At 40.2% G+C, this 18,321-nt stretch carries 12 protein-coding genes; 7 read left to right on the plus strand and 5 right to left on the minus strand.

Translation table 11 applies throughout. From position 1 onward, the window contains the following. Positions 1-10: 10 nt before the first annotated feature. Both dinB and ACMAZF_RS11085 read right to left on the minus strand, forming a co-directional pair. Positions 11-1,087 carry a DNA polymerase IV gene (gene dinB / locus ACMAZF_RS11080; RefSeq protein ID WP_435273906.1) on the minus strand — a complete coding sequence of 359 codons (1,077 nt, stop codon included), beginning with the start codon at positions 1,085-1,087 and terminating at the stop codon, positions 11-13. A 62-nt stretch (positions 1,088-1,149) separates the two neighbouring features. Then, positions 1,150-1,794 carry a hypothetical protein gene (locus tag ACMAZF_RS11085; protein ID WP_435273907.1) on the minus strand — a complete coding sequence of 215 codons (645 nt, stop codon included), beginning with the start codon at positions 1,792-1,794 and terminating at the stop codon, positions 1,150-1,152. A gap of 562 nt (positions 1,795-2,356) precedes the next feature. Here ACMAZF_RS11085 and ACMAZF_RS11090 point away from each other — a divergent pair. Both ACMAZF_RS11090 and ACMAZF_RS11095 read left to right on the plus strand, forming a co-directional pair. Further along, on the plus strand, positions 2,357-4,072 hold the full coding sequence (locus ACMAZF_RS11090; protein WP_435273908.1) for an autotransporter assembly complex protein TamA: 1,716 nt from the start codon (positions 2,357-2,359) through the stop codon (positions 4,070-4,072). Further along, a complete protein-coding gene (locus tag ACMAZF_RS11095) occupies positions 4,072-7,941 on the plus strand; it encodes a translocation/assembly module TamB domain-containing protein (RefSeq protein ID WP_435273909.1) in 3,870 nt (1,289 codons plus the stop codon). The genes ACMAZF_RS11090 and ACMAZF_RS11095 overlap by 1 nt, the downstream gene beginning before the upstream one ends. Positions 7,942-7,953: 12 nt before the next feature. Here ACMAZF_RS11095 and ACMAZF_RS11100 read toward each other — a convergent pair whose 3' ends face one another. Continuing rightward, the gene (locus tag ACMAZF_RS11100) at positions 7,954-9,864 is read right to left on the minus strand and encodes a DNA topoisomerase III (protein ID WP_435273910.1); all 1,911 of its coding nucleotides are present in this window, start codon (positions 9,862-9,864) and stop codon (positions 7,954-7,956) included. A 489-nt stretch (positions 9,865-10,353) separates the two neighbouring features. Between ACMAZF_RS11100 and ACMAZF_RS11105 the strand changes: the two genes are divergently transcribed. The 3 genes from ACMAZF_RS11105 to ACMAZF_RS11115 all read left to right on the plus strand — a co-directional run bounded on the left by ACMAZF_RS11105 (position 10,354) and on the right by ACMAZF_RS11115 (position 14,868). Continuing rightward, positions 10,354-11,766: a carboxypeptidase regulatory-like domain-containing protein gene (locus ACMAZF_RS11105; RefSeq protein ID WP_435273911.1), complete on the plus strand. Its 1,413-nt coding sequence runs from the start codon at positions 10,354-10,356 to the stop codon at positions 11,764-11,766. Then, complete coding sequence (locus ACMAZF_RS11110; protein ID WP_435273912.1) at positions 11,705-13,510, plus strand: TonB-dependent receptor domain-containing protein; 1,806 nt, start codon at positions 11,705-11,707, stop codon at positions 13,508-13,510. Before ACMAZF_RS11105 ends, ACMAZF_RS11110 begins: the two co-directional genes overlap by 62 nt. Before the next feature lie 164 nt (positions 13,511-13,674). Further along, entirely contained in the window at positions 13,675-14,868 is a 1,194-nt protein-coding gene (locus tag ACMAZF_RS11115) for an endonuclease/exonuclease/phosphatase family protein (RefSeq protein WP_435273913.1), read from the plus strand. A 250-nt stretch (positions 14,869-15,118) separates the two neighbouring features. Here ACMAZF_RS11115 and truC read toward each other — a convergent pair whose 3' ends face one another. After that, positions 15,119-15,892, minus strand: a complete 774-nt coding sequence (truC, locus tag ACMAZF_RS11120) for a tRNA pseudouridine(65) synthase TruC (protein ID WP_435273914.1) — start codon at positions 15,890-15,892, stop codon at positions 15,119-15,121. Then, complete coding sequence (locus tag ACMAZF_RS11125) at positions 15,892-16,209, minus strand: YqcC family protein (RefSeq protein WP_435273915.1); 318 nt, start codon at positions 16,207-16,209, stop codon at positions 15,892-15,894. Before ACMAZF_RS11125 ends, truC begins: the two co-directional genes overlap by 1 nt. Positions 16,210-16,323: 114 nt before the next feature. On the opposite strand from ACMAZF_RS11125, the gene ACMAZF_RS11130 reads away from it, so the two are divergent. Both ACMAZF_RS11130 and ACMAZF_RS11135 read left to right on the plus strand, forming a co-directional pair. Beyond that, positions 16,324-17,364 (plus strand): DUF3549 family protein, encoded by a 1,041-nt coding sequence (locus ACMAZF_RS11130; protein ID WP_435273916.1) that lies wholly within the window; start codon positions 16,324-16,326, stop codon positions 17,362-17,364. 9 nt (positions 17,365-17,373) lie between these two features. Continuing rightward, positions 17,374-17,685, plus strand: coding sequence for a DUF3301 domain-containing protein (locus ACMAZF_RS11135; RefSeq protein WP_435273917.1), 312 nt, complete (start codon positions 17,374-17,376; stop codon positions 17,683-17,685). Positions 17,686-18,321 lie beyond the last annotated feature (636 nt).

Below are 18,321 nucleotides of genomic sequence, written 5' to 3' on the forward strand. Positions count from 1 at the left end.
GTCATTAACGCTAAAACAAATCTAGCTGTGGTAATTGTTCGCTTTCATCGTTTTGATCGCTAACTTCTTCGCGCACACCAACATTGATGCCTACTAAACGAATAAGTCGTCCTTGCGATCGCTCAAAGGCGTCAGTCAATAATGTCATATAAATAGATTCATCATACTCATCAACACCCTGCTCTACTGTTGTTGATTGAAAGTCGTCAAATTTAAGTTTAACACCTTGCTTATGGATCGGGAGTTGTCGAGTGGCTGCATAACGTTGATTGAGCATTGGCATTAGTTTGTTAAGCGCTATAAAACATTCATCTAACGTTGATAAGTCTTGTGGCAGCGTACGCTCAACACCCACTGACTTTCGGACTCTGTTTGGCTTAACCATACTATTATCAATGCCGTAACATCGAGCGAGTAAAACGTCTGCGAGCTTTCCAAAATGTCTATTCAAAAAATCGGGCTTTGCTTGCCTAATGTCATAGCCATTCACTAACCCAAAATTTTCTAATTTAGTGGCTGTAACCTTCCCTATTCCACTAATTTTTCGCAGTGACAATTGCTGACAAAACGCATCGACATCACTGGGCGTAATAACGTATTGCCCATTAGGCTTATCGAGATCAGACGCTATTTTAGCTAGAAACTTATTGGGGGCGACACCTGCTGAAGCTGTAATTCCAGTCGTTTCAAAGATTTCTTGACGAATTTTCGACGCAATGAGACTCGCGCTGCCTTGGCACTGTTCACACTCCGACACATCTAAATAAGCTTCATCTAACGAGAGAGGTTCAACCAAATCAGTATAACGATTAAATATCTGTCTAATTTGTTTTGAAATCGCTTCATAAACATGCATTCGACTAGGCATAAGCACTAAAGATGGACAAAGTTTTAGCGCCATCCCTGTCGACATAGCACTACGAACACCAAACTCTCTCGCTTTATAGTTACAGGTAGAAATGACACCTCTACGCTCTCGACTACCGCCAACAGCCACAGCTTGGTTAACGAGCGCGGGATTATCACGCATTTCAACAGCTGCATAAAAGCAGTCCATGTCAACGTGAATAATTTTTCGCTGGGTCATTGTTACTTGTCATCAACTAGCTGTATGTAAAAACAGTATTTAATAACAAGTTAACCTTTCAGTCAATCCTTAGGGTCTGTTGTGGTAAATGTTTTTGATGAAACAATAAACAGAACTTTCTCTGGGCTTAGTGGACGCAATACTTCGGCTATCTGAGCTCCATCGACGTTCGACACATAATGAACTCTCACCGTATCATCACTGTCGTGCTTCAACGCTTCCGTCACCATTTGAGGACCTAGGTTAGAGCCACCCACACCAATATTGACGATATCAGTAATACGTTTTCCAGAATATCCGAGCCAGTGACCTTGACGAAACTCGTTAACAAAAGATTTCATTTTGGCAAGCTCTAGTGCAACCTGTTCAGAAACATCGACACCATCAACCATTAATGGCGTATCGCTTCCACTGCGTAGTGCTGTGTGTAAGACCGCTCGATTTTCCGTTTTGTTAATTTTGTCACCACTAAACATTTGATCACGCCATTTTGTCACTTGTGTTTCTTCAGCCAGATCAATCAGTTTCGAAAATATTTCTTTGGTGATCAAGTTTTTGGAATAGTCGAGCAACACTGACGGTAATTGAACACTGAAATGATCGAATCGCTGTGGATCTTCCTTAAACAAATCATTAAGTTGTTGTTGCTTAATACCAGTCGCTAGCGTTAAGAGTTGTTGCCAATTAGATAGTTGTGAATGTGTCATAGTGTCTCGGTCTGCCATTGTCTAAAGAAAGTGGTCATAACAATACACAAAAACCATCGGGATAAGAGCGCTGTCATGCTGATGGTTTATTGCGTTTATTGCGTTTATTGCGTTTATTGCGTTTATTGAAGAATATACCCTGAACCCAAAATCCTTAATGCATCTAAATTCAATACAAGAGATAATATTAGCGAGCGATACCCAGACTATTTACTTTATGCAACGTGTAAAACTCAATGTACACTGCATAAATATTGGCGAAAGGTAAAGCCAGAGGAACAACCATAATTATACCAATTGCATTAAGTAAGTGATCTTGTTGTGCGTAGAGAAAATCAGCTAAAACAAGGCGCTCGATTGACTAATAGCTGGCTATTAGGATTGAGAGCAACGCCATTTTAGTTAATTTTAACAAGTACAAGTGGGCAAATATTTAATGCAATTAATGGTATTACTTGTGGTCATCATTAATGGAACGTTAATCCTAATTCGTTAACGTGAAATATTTATCGTCGGTGGAATAAGATTGAGAGTTTGTTACTGCATTTTATTGTTGTGTTTTATGTTTGCTGCAAGCACCGCGTCAGCAAATGACGATACGCAATACCACATTACATCTCAGGATGACTCTTTACGTGATGAGGTCAAGAAGAATGTCATGCTTTATCTCAATGATTTTTCTAAACCAGATACTGACAATCTGGCTTATTGGGAAAAATTAGTTAAACGCGATGTGAATCAAGCGTTGCAAGCTTTAGGCTATTACAACAGTGATGTAGTTTTGTCGATTGACAATAGTGGTGCTAAACCACAAGTTACTATTGATATAGCGATGGGCCATCCAATTGTGATTCTCAAATCTCAGTATCAAGTCGCCGGTGCAGGTAAATCATTTCCCCCCTTTGTGGCCCAACGTAATAGTTACCCATTAGTCGTCGGTTCAAAACTCGATCACGGCAGTTATCAAACTGCAAAAAACGCGATGATGGATATTGCCCGCGCTTACGGTTTTTTTGATGCCAAATGGATGAAACATGAAATCGTCGTTGATCTACGAACGCAAAGCGCCGCTATTCAATTGACCTTTGATACCGGTAGTCGTTATACATTTGGTAACATAAGCATAGCGAAAGAGCATGCTAGTAACGATATCATCCATGCTATGGCGCCGTTTAAAGAAGGTGACTATTTCACCAGTGATGCTATTGCTAATTATAATATTTCTTTGAATCAGAGTCGTTATTTCACGAGTGTGCAGGCAATACCTGCTCTTTCTAATCCCCTCACAAAACAGATTAATATCAATGTAACCGCCGTTAATAGACCTAGAAATATCGTTGAGGTCAGCGCCGGTTTTACGACAAATCTTGGTGAGCGGGGACGTCTAAAATGGGTTAAGCCATGGATTAATCGATATGGCCATAGTTTAGAAAGCGAATTAGAGCTCAATAAACAAGAACAGTCAGTCACTAATAATTACAAAGTGCCACATGGCGACCCTAATCTTGACTACACCAATTATGTACTTGGTTGGCGACATACCAATAACTTTAACGACACAAATAATCGTTATCGTAAATATTCATTGCAGTGGCAGCGTCATCAACAAATCAATGAAGATTGGAAACGTATACTCTTGTTGAAATACGAACGGGAAAAAGATAATACGCAATCTGCCACTCGAACCCATTTAATCCCTGGGTTTAGTTACATTAGGGAACGCCGAATTGGTGGGATCACACCCAATTGGGGTGACCGTCAATTTGTTCAAGTAGAGGTGTCAGATAAAGCGTGGGGCTCACAATCGAGTTTCTACAAATTATCAATGCGATCTAATTGGTTACGTCAGTTTAATGAAACACATCAAATTTTACTTAAACTCGATGTAGGGTATCTCAGCGCTAACGATATCAATCAGGTGCCGATCTCAATGCGCTTTTTCGCAGGTGGAGATAACAATCTGCGAGCCTACGATTTCAACAGCATCTCACCATTAGATAGTGATAATAAATCTCGCGGCGCGCTGACTCAACTCCTCGGTACGATTGAATATAGTTATCCAGTGAAGGATAAATGGCGATTCGCTATCTTCCATGATGTCGGTACCGTTGGCGATACGTTCTTAAAGGAAAAATACAGTGATGCAGGCATTGGAATTCGATGGGAAACACCGGTTGGCCTGATAAGACTCGACTTTGCCAAAGGATTACAAAGCAGTGATATATCGCGTTTTGACAAGCCATTTAATATCAGTTTTGCTATCGGGTTGGACTTGTAATGACTCGACTAAATAATACTAAATTACGTAAAAACTCATCTTGGGGCTTGGCCTTCATCTTTTGTGTCTTTTTGCTTACGCTGTTTACGCATTGGGGCAATCGCCTCGTATTAGCGACTGTCGAAATCTTTGTGCCGACATTATCTATTTCATTAGAACAAGGCACTTTGTTATTTGCACCGCAGTTCAAATACATTAAGTATCGCGATAGTCATATCATCATTAATGCACGCGAACTTTCTTTAAACTGGCAACCTCAGTGTTTCCTGCGTTCATCATTGTGTCTCACTGAAGGGGTTGTAAGCTCTCTCAATGTCGAGCTTGTGCATTCATCGTCTGCCAGTACTGAATCAATTCGTCGTGATGAAGAGTTAGTAATCAACCCGCATAATCCGTGGCCGCTACTCATCGATACATTATCAGTAAATCATTTGACGATATCAGATGACACTCATGATATTTCACTAAACAACGTTTCGTTAAGTGGTCATTGGCAAGATTCGGACATTCTTGTAAAGACATTATCCGTTGATCAGTTCAACATCGAGAAGCATTTTCCAAATTCAGTCGACAACAAAACAGCCAAGCCATTAGATTTTTCGATTGATACCGTAAAACAGTTTCAACAGCAGATAGCTAACTTCGAGTGGCCAAAAATTGATGGCAAGCTCAATATTCAGCACCTTGGCGTCAAGCATATTGAGTTCATTTCCACCGAAAAGGAACAGATAAAAACGTATCAATTATCTGATGCAGCAATGATCGCGACTGTAACCAAACAACAGGTTGAACAGCTAACTATTGATGTAAAGATTAATGATACCCCCGTTAGCATGCGTGCAGCTGCAACATTAAACAAATCCTTGCCACTCAGACTACACGTCAAGACAGCACTCAAATTACCGACACTCGATCAGCACGATCTTGATTTAACATTAGAGGGTAACCTTGCAAAGTTGTCGTTAAAAGCGACCACCTCTGGGCAATTAGAAAGCAGCTTAGTCGTCGATATGTCCCCACTTATCGAGAATTTTCCACTGTCTATAGCGTTCGAATGGCAGCCATTGTTAATTAAAGAGAATGAGCTTGATAGCGGTACAGTAAGTTTATCTGGCGATTTGTCATCTTACGATTTTTCCATAAAATCTGCGATTAGCAACTCATTCGTTAACCATTCAACAGTGAGTTTACAAGGGCGCGGCACATTACATTCGTTATCTGACATTCAATTGAATGTGGACGGAGAGCAAGGGACTGGACTATTTAAGGGAAACTTTGATTGGCGTGAATCTATAACATCATCAGGCACCTTTAACTTCAATCAATTTAAGGTAGGATCATTGGTGAAGCAATTTCCAGCCCTAATTGATGGAAGTTTAAGTGTCTCTGCTCAATATAATCAATCAGCATGGCAACTTAACCTGCCCAGTATTAAATTAACCGGACAAGCATTGAAGCAGCCGTTTTCAATTGACGGAACAATCAAAGCCGCTTCAAGTACCCATCAATATGGCAACTGGCAATTAGACAATATTGTATTATCTCATGGCGAAAACACTATTGAAGTCAATGGTTTTGTGAATGACGATGCATCTTTAACAGCAAATATTGACATCAGGAATTTGGCCCAAAGCCTCCCCGATTTCATCAGCCAAAACATGCTATACAACAATACAACGAGCAACGACACAAAGCGCACGGCCTCAGCAAATGGTATATCAAAAAAGTCGACAATCAGCGGTCAAGTATTGGCCCATGGTAATGTCACTGCATTGTTGCTTGATGCGCAACTACAAGGCAAACATTTAAGTTATCTACCTAGCGAATTAACCATCGCCGAAACCGACATCACCTTGTCGACTCAACTCGGTTTGCCTTGGATAAATCCAGCGTTCAATTCATCGATGAAAGTTAGAGCAAATGGCGTTGATTACAAAAATCTAATCAACGCTGGGAATGTTAATATTTCGATAACTGGCAACGCGGAAAAACACAGTTTATTTGCACAGTTACAATCTGATAACCTCAACACAAACGTATCAGCCAACGGCGCACTAATAGATGATCAATGGAAAAGCACCATCAGCAAGGCACAATTTTCATATTTAAGAAGTACGCTAGCCTTAACAAAAAATATGGAATTATTAGCCGATATTGCATCAAAAGATATTACCCTCAATGCGCATTGTTGGCAGGCGAAAGTATCGTCAAATCAATCAACACCAAGTCATATTTGTTTACCGAAGCGATTTACGCTTAATACGTCTACGATGCGCTCAAACTTGGCAAAGTTAACGATCGAAAACGCTAATATTGAAGACTTTCAAGTGCTAATACCGAAAGCTCATCAAGTGACGGGTCCAATCAATGGTTTCATTACCTTTCAATCATTTAACCCACAAGCATTAAGCCTTGCTACTCAAGTAACTTGGCACGACGGCACAATAACAAGTGATATCAATGACAAGCTAGTTACTCATCACATCGATTCACTAGAAATCAATAGCGCTATCAATAGAAACTTAGCCAACGTTATTGCGAAACTTTCCTCACCAACGCTAGGAAAAATAGATGCCAGCATGTTGAGCAATATCTATCAAGAAAAACCCTTTGTTAGTGGTCATATTAATAGCCAAGGACTACAACTTGCTCCTTATAAGCCCTTCTTGCGTTATGTATCGCAACTTGACGGCGAACTAAGTGTGAGTGCAGGTTTTACCGTTGATGCTGATTCACAGCAAGTGTTTGGGACCTTATCATCAAACGACATCACGATTGCCAGTGAAAAGTTACCTAATACCATCGACGATTTAAATACCAGTGTTGTTTTTAGCGGCACTCACGCCGACCTAACAAGTCAATTTAGATTAGCGCAGGGGCATGGTGATGTCAGTGGTAATCTAGATTGGAGTGACGCGTTTCTTGCTAATTTAGTCCTCAATGGCGAATCGCTAAAAGTGATGCCAAAAAATGGCACCTCAATTACATTTAGCCCTCAATTAGCCCTAAAATTAACTTCATCACTTGCAAAAATTCGCGGTAATATCAGTATTGACGAAGCACAAATATCAATTGAATCACTACCAGAATCTGCAGTTGCGGTTTCCCCGGATGCGGTTGTAACAAGCGAGCAAAAACAATCAAGTGCAATGGCGATAGATTTAGACGTTAACACCCAATTAGGAAATGCTTTGCACCTTCAAGCATTCGGCCTTGAATCTTTAGTGGGTGGTGAGCTTAATCTCAAACAAAATCAACAACAACCGCTCAGCGCTTATGGAGAATTAGCAATAAGTGACGCCACGTATAAAGCATTTGGACAACATTTGATGCTTGAACAAGGTCAGATCATTTTTACCGGTTCGCTCAATAACCCTGTCATCAACATCAAGGCAATAAGGGATCCTAAAGAAACCAACGATGGTGTTATCGCAGGCGTTTATGTTAATGGCGACGCTAATCAGCCTGCGCTAACCGTGTTTTCAGAGCCCGTTCTTGAGCAGCAACAAGCCATCTCTTATTTATTACGTGGTTATGGGTTAGGAACAGATAGTAAGTATGGACAAGATCTAGCGATTGCCATGCTCGTCAATAGTGGACTTGGTGGTGCAAGCGGTGCAGTCAACGCTTTAGGTGATGCTGTAGGAATTGACAACCTTAACGTCACAACCTCTGGCAGCGGTGACCAAACGCGCCTTGAATTTAGTGGCTTTATTGGCCCTAAATTACAATTACGCTATGGCGTTGGCGTGTTCGATGCGTTACCAGAAGTAGGATTGCGATATCAGGTAAATCGGCGCTTGTTTGTCGAATTTATTAATAATACCGATCAAGCGCTCGATTTACTTTATCAATTCTCATTCGACTAGGCCCTGTTGAAGTTACGAACTTTTTTTCTTTGATGATGATTTTCGGCGTTTTGTAAATCGTTTCGCAGGAGCACCTTTTTCAAGCATCGCAAAGGCGTCAGTAGGCGTTGCTTTAGCCTGAATCATTAGGTTATCTAAATCAGCGAGCAATGGTGTCATGAAATCATTGTAACTGAGCTCTTTGTGGGAAATATTATTTAGCTTCATTTCCCATAACGCCGTCATATCTGGCGTTGTAGCACTCAAGGGTAACGCATTTATTAATGCTTTACCGTTATTCGTTGCTCTAATATTCTTCGCTTGGCGCGTTAAAAATTGGCGCTTAAACAACAATTCAATAATACTGGCGCGGGTTGCTTCTGTGCCTAGACCATCAGTTTCTTTTAACACCTTACGAATCTCGCTATTGGTTACATAACGAGAAATTCCTGTCATTGCAGCCAGTAAGGTTGCATCCGTAAACGGTTTGGGAGGTTGAGTCTTTTTATCTATCAACCTTGAATCAACACACTGAAGTAACTGATTTTTGACAAGTGCAGGTAAAACTACATCATCGGTGTTTTGCTTAAATAAAACTTTCCAACCAAGTTCGTTAATTGCTTTCGCCTTTGCCTTAAATTCGCCACCAGCAATATCGATAGTAACCTGCTGCTCACTAAAGACGTGTACCGGATAAAATTGAGCGAGATACTGCCTCGCTATCAATTGATATACCTTACTTTCACTGCCCGACAAACTAGCTGTGGCCAACTTCTTAGCCGTCGGAATTATCGCGTGATGCGCGTCAACTTTGTTATCGTTCCACGCATTAGATTTAATGCCGCTATCAGCATTATTTGCAGCGTTTGTTAACTCCCTGTCATTATTAGCAATCGCCGCGATAACTTTATCACCTTCCGTAAAGTGACCTTTGGGCAAATAACGATTATCAGAACGAGGATAGGTAATAAGCTTATGTTTTTCGTATAACGCCTGACAACAATCTAATACCTGTTTCGCAGATAACCCAAAACGCTTGGCGGCATCAATTTGCAAAGATGATAAATTGTATGGTAATGGCTGGTTCAAACGTTTATCTTGCTTTTTAATGTCAGTAACTGTTGCTTTTTTACCCTGAGTTTTCGCTACAACCGTTTCGGCGAGTTTACGATAAATCACACGACCTTCATCATCTTGATATTTCTTACAAGCCCCACTTGGCTGCCACTTTGCGTCAAACGTTTCCCGTTGCTGCGTATTCAACGTCGCAATAACCTCATAAAAAGGCTTGGCAACAAAATCATTGATTTCATTGTCTCGCTTTACAACTAAGCCAAGTACCGGCGTTTGAACACGTCCAACGGACAAAACACTGTTATAACCTGCTCGTTGGCCAAGAAGTGTATAAGCACGCGTCATATTCATGCCATAGAGCCAATCAGCACGAGAGCGTGCAAGTGCCGATGCTGACAACGGCATAAATTCTTCATTGGCGCGTAAATTCGCTAATGACTTTTTAACAGCTGAAATATTAAGATCGCTCACTAATAATCGCTGAACAGACGCTAATTTAGTCCCTTTGACGCCGCAATAATGAATAATCTCATCAACTAATAACTGCCCTTCTCTATCAGGATCGCCAGCGTTTACTATGCAGTTTGCTTGCTTTATTAACTTCCTTAGCACTGAAACTTGCTTTTTAGTTTTAGGTTTTGGGAGTAACTGCCACTGTTGCGGCGTTATCGGTAAATCGTTAATTGCCCACTTTTTATATCGATCGTCATACTTTTCTGGTGGTGCCTGTTCGAGTAAATGACCAATACACCAAGAAACAACATCACCGCTTGGCAATGAAATAAAGCCATCACCTTTAGTCTGGTTTGGGGATAGCGCATTAGCAATGGCGCGTGCAAGACTCGGTTTTTCAGCGATATAAAGATTCATTTAAGTATTAAAAACCAGGTAAATTCGATGTTGGAAATCATACACTGGATATAACATCAGTACAATTAACAGTTAATTGACAATTGTGCCAAGTTTTAATGTTGCATTTTTGTTTAATTTTGATGACATTTTAATCTGAAATAGTGATTTAATGAGATATCAATAACATTAAACCGCATCGCAATGTGATTAGGCTCACATAAATAAACTAAGTATTTTGTAACAACTGTTTAAAAAGAAGCCTATTTTAGGGGCCTATTGTGCATAACAAAAATACTACAATTAACAATAAAACGTTGTTATTACTGACAATGGGCAATATTACCTAGATGAATAGATAGTATATTTAACGTATAAAACTGATTAAATAATCATTTTTTCGATGACATTAAAGTGTCATAAAAGTTCGATATTTTGTACGAAATATTTATAATTCACCCTAGAAAAACAAACTCGTTATTAAATTTAACGTCAAGGAACTATTCTATAATGAATAACTTACTAAGAAAAACCGCCGCAGCTAGTGCTGTAGCTATTGCTTTAGGCATGACCGCACCATCATTTGCTGCGGATACTTCATCTGCACTCCGCGGTAAAGTAGTCACGGTTTCAGGCCAACCAGCTGCAAACACTAAAATCACCATTACTCACGTTCCTACTGGCACCAAGCGTGTTATAGAAACAAATGCAGAAGGTACATACGCTGCAAATGGTTTAAAAGTTGGCGGTCCATACACGATCGAAATCGATTCACCTACATTACAAGATCGTACAATTAACGATTTATTCCTACAATTAGGTGAAGTAAGACGTTTAACAACTGAATTATCTTCAGAAAATGTTGAACGTATTGCAGTTACTGGTTCAGTAATCGCTGAAACGGCTCCTGGTAGTTCAAGCTACTTCGGTCAAGACGCAATTGCTGGCGCATCAAGCCTTACTCGTGATATTAAAGACGTTATTCGTGCAAACCCATTAGTAACTATTCTTCCAGGTTCAGATCGTCAAATGACTATTGCTGGTATGAACCCTAAATTTAACTCAATCACTGTTGACGGCATTAGCCAAAACGATGATTTTGGTCTAAACGGTGGCGGTTACCCAACACAACGTTCTCCAATCCCTTTTGACGCACTTGACCAAGTAACTGTTGATGTTGCACCATTTGATGCAAGTAAATCAGGTTTCAGTGGCGCACTAATCAACTCAGTATTCAAATCAGGTACTAACGAGTTTAAAGGCGGTTTCTTCTACGAAACACTTAATGACGATATGGCGGGTACACCGAAGAAACGTAACTACGCCGGTGAGCTAGAAGAAGTACCATTAGATTATGACGAAACTACTTGGGGTGTAAGTGTTGGTGGTCCATTAATTGAAGATAAATTATTCTTCTTCACATCTTACGAAAAGTTCGATTCTCCGCAAACTGTTGATTTTGGTCCAGCTGGTTCAAACGCAGCAAACACTACAAATGCATCTTTAGCTGACATTGCAAAAGTTAAAGAAATTGCTTCTCGCGTTTACGGTCTTAACGATATCGGCGACTGGAATATCTCTCCAGTTGAAGAAGACGAAAAATTAGTTGCGAAAATCGATTGGAATATCAATGATGAGCACCGCTCTTCTTTAACTTACCAATACAACAAAGGTAACCGTACTCGTAACACTTCTACGAGCTCAAGCGAATTACGTTTATCGTCACAATGGTACAATAAGACTGAAGAGTTAAATAACATTGCTGCTAAGTTATACTCTGATTGGTCAGACGATTTATCAACTGAAATCAGCCTAACCCACAAGAAAGTGACGACAGGCCAAGACTCGTTCGAACAAGAGCTTGGGCGACGTTACTATCAAGAACTTAACAAACGGCGGTCGAATTGCCTTTGGTTCAGATGAATACCGTCATGCAAATTCACTTGAAAATGAAACGCTAACGTTCAAGTTTGATGGTACTTATTTATACGAAGATCACAGCATCAAATTCGGTTTAGATTACACAAACATCGATATTTTAAACCTATTTGTTAATGCTTCTAAAGGTGTTATGGAATTCGATAGCCTTGCTAATTTCGAAGCAGGTAATGTTGGTAAATACACGTACCAAAATGGTATTGGTAATGATTCAAGCATCGCTGCTGCAGATTTCAACCGTGAAACAACTGCGCTATATGTCCACGATACTTGGGAATTCAGTGACGAATTAACATTAGATTTTGGTTTACGTTATGAAGTACTAGGTTCAGATGACAAGCCACTATACAACAAGAACTCTGAAGCTCGCACAGGTTACGATAATACTGAAAACCTTGAGGGCATCAGTATTTTATTACCACGTTTTGGCTTTAACTACACAGTTAGCGACGATCTAACTATTCGTGGTGGTATAGGTCGCTTCTCTGGCGGTAGCCCAAATGTTTGGATTTCTAACGCATACTCAAACAGTGGTGTTAATCTAGGTTACTATCGTGCAGAAGACTTCACGACAACGCCTACAGCTGGCAACAACGTAATTACTAGCATTTACGGCCCAGCTGCTGAAGCAATTAACAATGCTGAAGCTGATGGTAACGTTAACTTAACAGATCCTAACTTTAAACTGCCTTCAGATTGGCGTTATCAGTTAGCTGCTGACTACAATCTTGATATCCCAGGTATCGGTGAAGATTTCGCAGTATCTGTTGAAGCTATCTACGTACAAAAAATTGACCAACAATGGTGGGTTGACGCTTCTTTACAAGAGTCAGACATCGCAGGTAAAACAGCTGACGGTGGTTTAACGTTATACAATGACGACGATCGTCGTTATGACTTAATGCTAACTAACTCAGATAAAGATGGTAAATCACTAATCTTATCAGCATCTCTTGCTAAAACGTTCGACAATGGCATCAAATTCTCGACGTCTTACACGAATCAAGACATTACAGAAGGTCACGGTGGAACAAGTTCTACAGCACGTAGTAACTACCGTTACAATGTTGGTCTAGATCGCAGTAACCCAGTAGTTGGTACTGCAAACTACCAAATCGAACATCGTTTTGTAATGACATTAGGCTATGAAGCAGAATTCTTCGACGGTTACGCAACTAACTTCGACGTGTTCTTCGAGCGTCGTTCAGGTAAGCCATTCTCTTACGTAACAAACTGGGATGACTTTGGTGACTACAACGATCCATGGTCAATGCTAAGCCCTGGCTTCTACGCTGGTAACTACTTACCGTATATCCCAACTGCTGGCGATAGCAATGTAATCTACACCGATAACACAAGCGAAGCTGAAGTACTTGCTCGTATCGAAGAAGCTGGTTTAAGTGGTTATGCTGGTGGCTACGGCCCTAAAAATGAGTCACGCACTCCTTGGGTTAACACACTTGATTTAACTATTCGCCAAGAAATCCCTGGTTTAATGGAAGGTCATAAAGGTTCTGTTTACTTAACAGTTGATAACCTACTTAACCTAATTGATAGCTCACAAGGCAAAGTATATGTGAACGATTTCGGTACATCTCGTCTTTACAAAGCGACTATCGATCCTACGACTAAGAAATACGTAATCGACGGCGTTAAAAACGATTCTCCAGCATTTGATGCTCCAGAGTCAGCATGGCGCTTGAAAATTGGTGTTAGCTACAAGTTCTAATCTTAACTTTAGTTAATTAACCATTTATAAATGCCAATCGAAAGATTGGCATTTTTTTTATGTCAAAAAAATGCAAAGCCGTTCACAGTCAATGAGCAAGCTCACTGTTTCGATTTGAGCTAATAGCGTATGATGACGTTAAAGAATAATACAATGAGATATTCATGTTAAAACCTCTATTAAGCCTTTTAATTGTTGTCGCCATTACTGGCTGCAACTCCTCGACATCAGATATGAAACAAACAACAACTTTAAAAATCGCTACGTTTAACGTCAGCATGGACGCAACCAATTACGTTGGTCGAGATGCTACTAAAGTCACCAATCAAGTATTGAAGACTCAATTGCAAGCCGGCAATCAACAAATTAAGAATATTGCAGAAATCATTCAGCGCACTAGACCAGACATTATTTTGTTAAATGAATTCGATTACATTGAAGATCCAAAAGACGGCGTAGAGTTATTTATTAAGAAATATTTAAATACTGCACAACATAGTGATGTCACTGCAATAGATTATCCGTACTATTATTATTCCACTGTGAACACAGGACAACCAAGCCCATTCGACCTAACAGGTGATGGAAAGGCAACTGGCACACAAGGCGATGCTTGGGGATTTGGTTTTTTTGAAGGTCAATACGGCATGGTATTACTGTCACGCTATCCGATAGATACTGCAAATATTCGAACATTCCAACACTTTAAATGGAAAGATATGCCGGGAGCGCTGCGCCCTATCGTTCCAGCAACAGGTCAGCATTTTTATAACGATGAAATCTGGGCTCAGTACCCATTGTCATCGAAATCTCATTGGGATGTCCCTGTAGACGTCAATGGCGAAATGATTCATGTATTAGCATCTCATCCAACACCTCCCGTATTTGATGGCCCAGAAGATAGAAATGGCACGAAAAATCACGATGAAGTTCGATTTTGGCATGACTATATTACGCCAACAAAGGCAGATTATATTTATGATGATAACGGAAACTTCGGCGGAATAGCGCCGGCAACTCGTTTTGTTGTAATGGGGGATCAGAACTCTTCAGCAACCGAAGGTAATTCCCGCAAAGAAGCAATTGGCAAGCTACTAACAAGTCCGTTAACCAATGATTCGACTATTCCAAGCAGTCGAGGTGGCGATCTTCACAAAGCCAATAATTCACTTTCTAAACATCATACTGCTTACTGGGGAATGCGTGCTGATTACGTGCTGCCATCAGCTTACGGCATTGATGTTATGGAAAATGGTGTATTTTGGCCGCATAAAGACAGTGAATTATATCGTCTGATTAAAGACCGAGAAGCGTCGTCTGATCATCGACTTGTATGGTCAACGCTAGCGCTTCAATAAATATTTAATCGATTGATTTACAATACATCTAACGCATCTTAATAAAGCCCAGTTTGAGAAGAATACTTCTTAAACTGGGCTTTTTTATTATACCAATTGCATTAAGTAAGTGATCTTGTTGTGCGTAGAGAAAATCAGCTAAAACAAGGCGCTCGATTGACTAATAGCTGGCTATTAGGATTGAGAGCAACGCCATTTTAGTTAATTTTAACAAGTACAAGTGGGCAAATATTTAATGCAATTAATGGTATTACACCGAAAAATGATCTAGTGGTCGTTGAGGTACTTTATCCCAGCCAACTTTCTGGCATATGCATGCGAAAGAATCAGGAATAGCAGCAGTTAACTTTACACCTTGATTTGTAACCGGATGAAGCAAGTTTAATTGAGCAGCATGGAGCATCAGTCGCTGCTCTCCGAGATGCGCTTTAAAATACTTATTTTGTTTACCATCACCATGTGTAGTATCACCCATAATCGGATGGCGTAAATGGGCAAGGTGTCGGCGTAATTGGTGCTTACGTCCGGTGTGTGGTTTTAAGGCGAGTAGACTAAAACGGGCTTTTTCATATTTACCGATAGGCGCATCAAACTCACCATGTAATAGGTTGCTCCAACTCGTAATCGCCGTTTGAGGCTCTTTATCTTGCTGTGCATTTTTGTCAGCAATTTTATCAAGCTCTTCTTTAAGCGGATAATCGAGTGTGTCATGACCGAACATGTGACCACGCACCATCGCAAGATACCCCTTATCAACGCCTCGCTCACTAAACTGCTCACTTAAAAGACGGGCAATTTCACTCGATAAAGCGAAAAGTAACACCCCAGAGGTTGGCCTATCTAACCGATGAATTGGATAAACGTATTGACCGATTTGATCTCTAAGCATCGTCATTGCGAAATGCGTTTCTTTACGGGCAAGGTATGACTTATGAACCAATAAACCGGCAGGTTTATTAATCGCCACCATAAATTCATCTTGATAGATAATTTCTAGTGGCTCGCTGAACGTTTGCTCAATCATTACGAAAACTGCGTATCCAATTGCGCGATAAGTTCGAGTAACTTACTCATATCTGTATCAAGTGCTTTCCACGACTCTTGGGCCATTGGTAAAATCTCAAAAGCCGTCGGTAACGGTAATTCAGAGTCAATAAGCATGGTCATCTTCGGCAACAATACAAACTCTAACCACTGACAAAAAGTTAATGTGTCGCAGCAAAACGGTTCAGTGCTGGCTAATGCCTCCTTAGATGGCAAGGTACTTTGCCATAAATCTAAACGAACCATTTCTTGATTGATTTCTTCTAATAACGCTTTTACTGCCTGTGTTTGCGACATGGGATAGTTCTCTAATTAAAGTTGCCGCTATAATACGCATTTAGGGCGTTAATACCAATAGCGATGGCGTTTAATGATTGTTACAATACGCAAAATTTCTAAAAGGTAGTTTCTGTGGATACAATTAACACACTCAGTGAATTCTTATTACAATCCGGCTCTCAATACCGCGTATTTGATATGGGACGTCGCGTAACAAAAATAAGTACTGATTTGTTTAGCGATTTTGAGCATGCAGTGACCCCCTACCCTTATCCTATTGGGCAACATGCTTGCGTGGCAGTTGTTTTTTGGAATAAACAACAAAGCACAGAGCATTATGTGTGGTTTTTAAAATTGCCATTAGATGAACGTGGTTTACTTGAGCAAGCATCGCGCAGTCAGTTTTTAGAACTAGTAATTTCAGCATTAGGTCGCTCACTTGAACAAACTCCGTCTGAAGAGCAACAATCAGCACTTGACCACAACCCAATAATCTTTAAACCATCAGATCAAAAGCTAGCGGCGTTCACCAGTTATGTTCGTCAGCTAATGAAATTACCTGCTAGCCAGTTTATGAGTCCCGCATTAAGTTACTTGCAAGATGAATCACAGTATCACGAATGGCAGAGCGTTGGTTATCAAGGGCTTTCAGATCTTGCTGTACGTCTTGATGACCCGATGATTAGTAACGCTGTAGCACAATCAATAGATAAACTGCCGAATGAAAGCTTTTGCGCACTGTGCTGCGCGCTAGAAAATGTACAGGTAAACACAGCTTTAGCGACGAAATTATTGTCGATATTGACCGCTGCCTTAGAAAACGACAATTCACTAATAGCAATTCACGCAGCACGTGCACTATCTTTTGCCAAGGGCCAAGGATTCATTAGTCAAGCGTTTGAACTGCTAATGAATAGCAAATTATCAAGTAATCAACTGGATTTGTTAGTGATAATAAGTGGACGCTATTGGCTTGAGATTAAAGATGAATTAGCGGCACTAAACTATTTGGAAAAAGTAGCAGCCTCTAAGGTTAGTGATGATATTTTTAGCCAACTATTTAGTGACTTAGTGTTTATTCCAACATGTCGCTTACCAATGCTCACGGCCCTTCGTAACCCGAATCGCAGCAATGAGCTTGCTCAATATATCGCAAAGTTCATCGCTGCTTAGGAAATAACTATGGAATTACTAAATATCATTGGTTTATTAATCTTGGCCTTTATATTTTGGCTATTTTGGCAAACGAGAGTGATGGCTGAATTAGCAAAGTTATCAGCAGATAACTACGGCGATAAACATGGTTTACAGATTTTAGCGCTGGCACGAACACAACTTAAGCCATCCCGTAACGAAAAGGGACATTTTTGCTGGCGAGCAAGTTATCAATTTGAATTTAGTAGCGATGGTGAGAGTTACTATATTGGTCATATAGTCATTAATGGACAAAAAGTGGTTTCAATTGAGACGCCAGCTTACCGTCAGAGCTTATAATACTTATTCATGTTGTTGAAATTTTCTTTAAGCAAAGAAAAAGGGTATACCGTTATTAACGTTATACCCTTTTTTGTGAACATGTTTATTCATGCTCTCCTTCATAAGGTCACTCCCTAGAACCATCCCTTTACTCATCCTGAGCAATCCACTTGAGCCATACTACTCGTGTCCCTGCTACCGTTAAATCGATAGTGTCCCTGACATCCATGTTATATCTTCCCTACGGATAACTTATCCTGTTATCCAAGCTGCATTCTTGCAGTGTCCTTATGTTCCTTTGACTGTTATCCATTACAGTCCACAAAAATTGTGTATCCTATAGTCATCCTGACTGGTCATATCCTATGACGTGCTTCCCTTGCCTACAATCCTTGTACAATAGCTCCTTGCCATTTTTAATCCATTGCGATTTTCCAATTATCGACTTGAACATCCTGTTATATATCACTTTAACTTACTTTGGGGTCAATCAAATTATGCTAATTCATTCATCCTGAATGACTGATATTAAATTCCGTAAACAATTAACATCCTGTTAGTTGTTATCAGCTCCTTCCGATGAGTTAATATTAAATTAAGCGGCGTTAGAAACAAGTCCCTAAAAAGCGATTTTCGCTATGGTTATTTTTTCCA

It is taken from the genome of Psychrobium sp. nBUS_13, assembly GCF_051201665.1.
GTDB lineage: Bacteria > Pseudomonadota > Gammaproteobacteria > Enterobacterales > Psychrobiaceae > Psychrobium.

Bases quoted from the DNA above. Each gene is read 5' to 3' on its own strand.
- dinB (WP_435273906.1), bottom strand. From the start codon at position 1,087: ATGACCCAGCGAAAAATTATTCACGTTGACATGGACTGCTTTTATGCA.
- ACMAZF_RS11085 (WP_435273907.1), bottom strand. From the start codon at position 1,794: ATGACACATTCACAACTATCTAATTGGCAACAACTCTTAACGCTAGCG.
- ACMAZF_RS11090 (WP_435273908.1), top strand. From the start codon at position 2,357: ATGTTTGCTGCAAGCACCGCGTCAGCAAATGACGATACGCAATACCAC.
- ACMAZF_RS11095 (WP_435273909.1), top strand. From the start codon at position 4,072: ATGACTCGACTAAATAATACTAAATTACGTAAAAACTCATCTTGGGGC.
- ACMAZF_RS11100 (WP_435273910.1), bottom strand. From the start codon at position 9,864: ATGAATCTTTATATCGCTGAAAAACCGAGTCTTGCACGCGCCATTGCT.
- ACMAZF_RS11105 (WP_435273911.1), top strand. From the start codon at position 10,354: ATGAATAACTTACTAAGAAAAACCGCCGCAGCTAGTGCTGTAGCTATT.
- ACMAZF_RS11115 (WP_435273913.1), top strand. From the start codon at position 13,675: ATGTTAAAACCTCTATTAAGCCTTTTAATTGTTGTCGCCATTACTGGC.
- truC (WP_435273914.1), bottom strand. From the start codon at position 15,892: ATGATTGAGCAAACGTTCAGCGAGCCACTAGAAATTATCTATCAAGAT.
- ACMAZF_RS11125 (WP_435273915.1), bottom strand. From the start codon at position 16,209: ATGTCGCAAACACAGGCAGTAAAAGCGTTATTAGAAGAAATCAATCAA.
- ACMAZF_RS11135 (WP_435273917.1), top strand. From the start codon at position 17,374: ATGGAATTACTAAATATCATTGGTTTATTAATCTTGGCCTTTATATTT.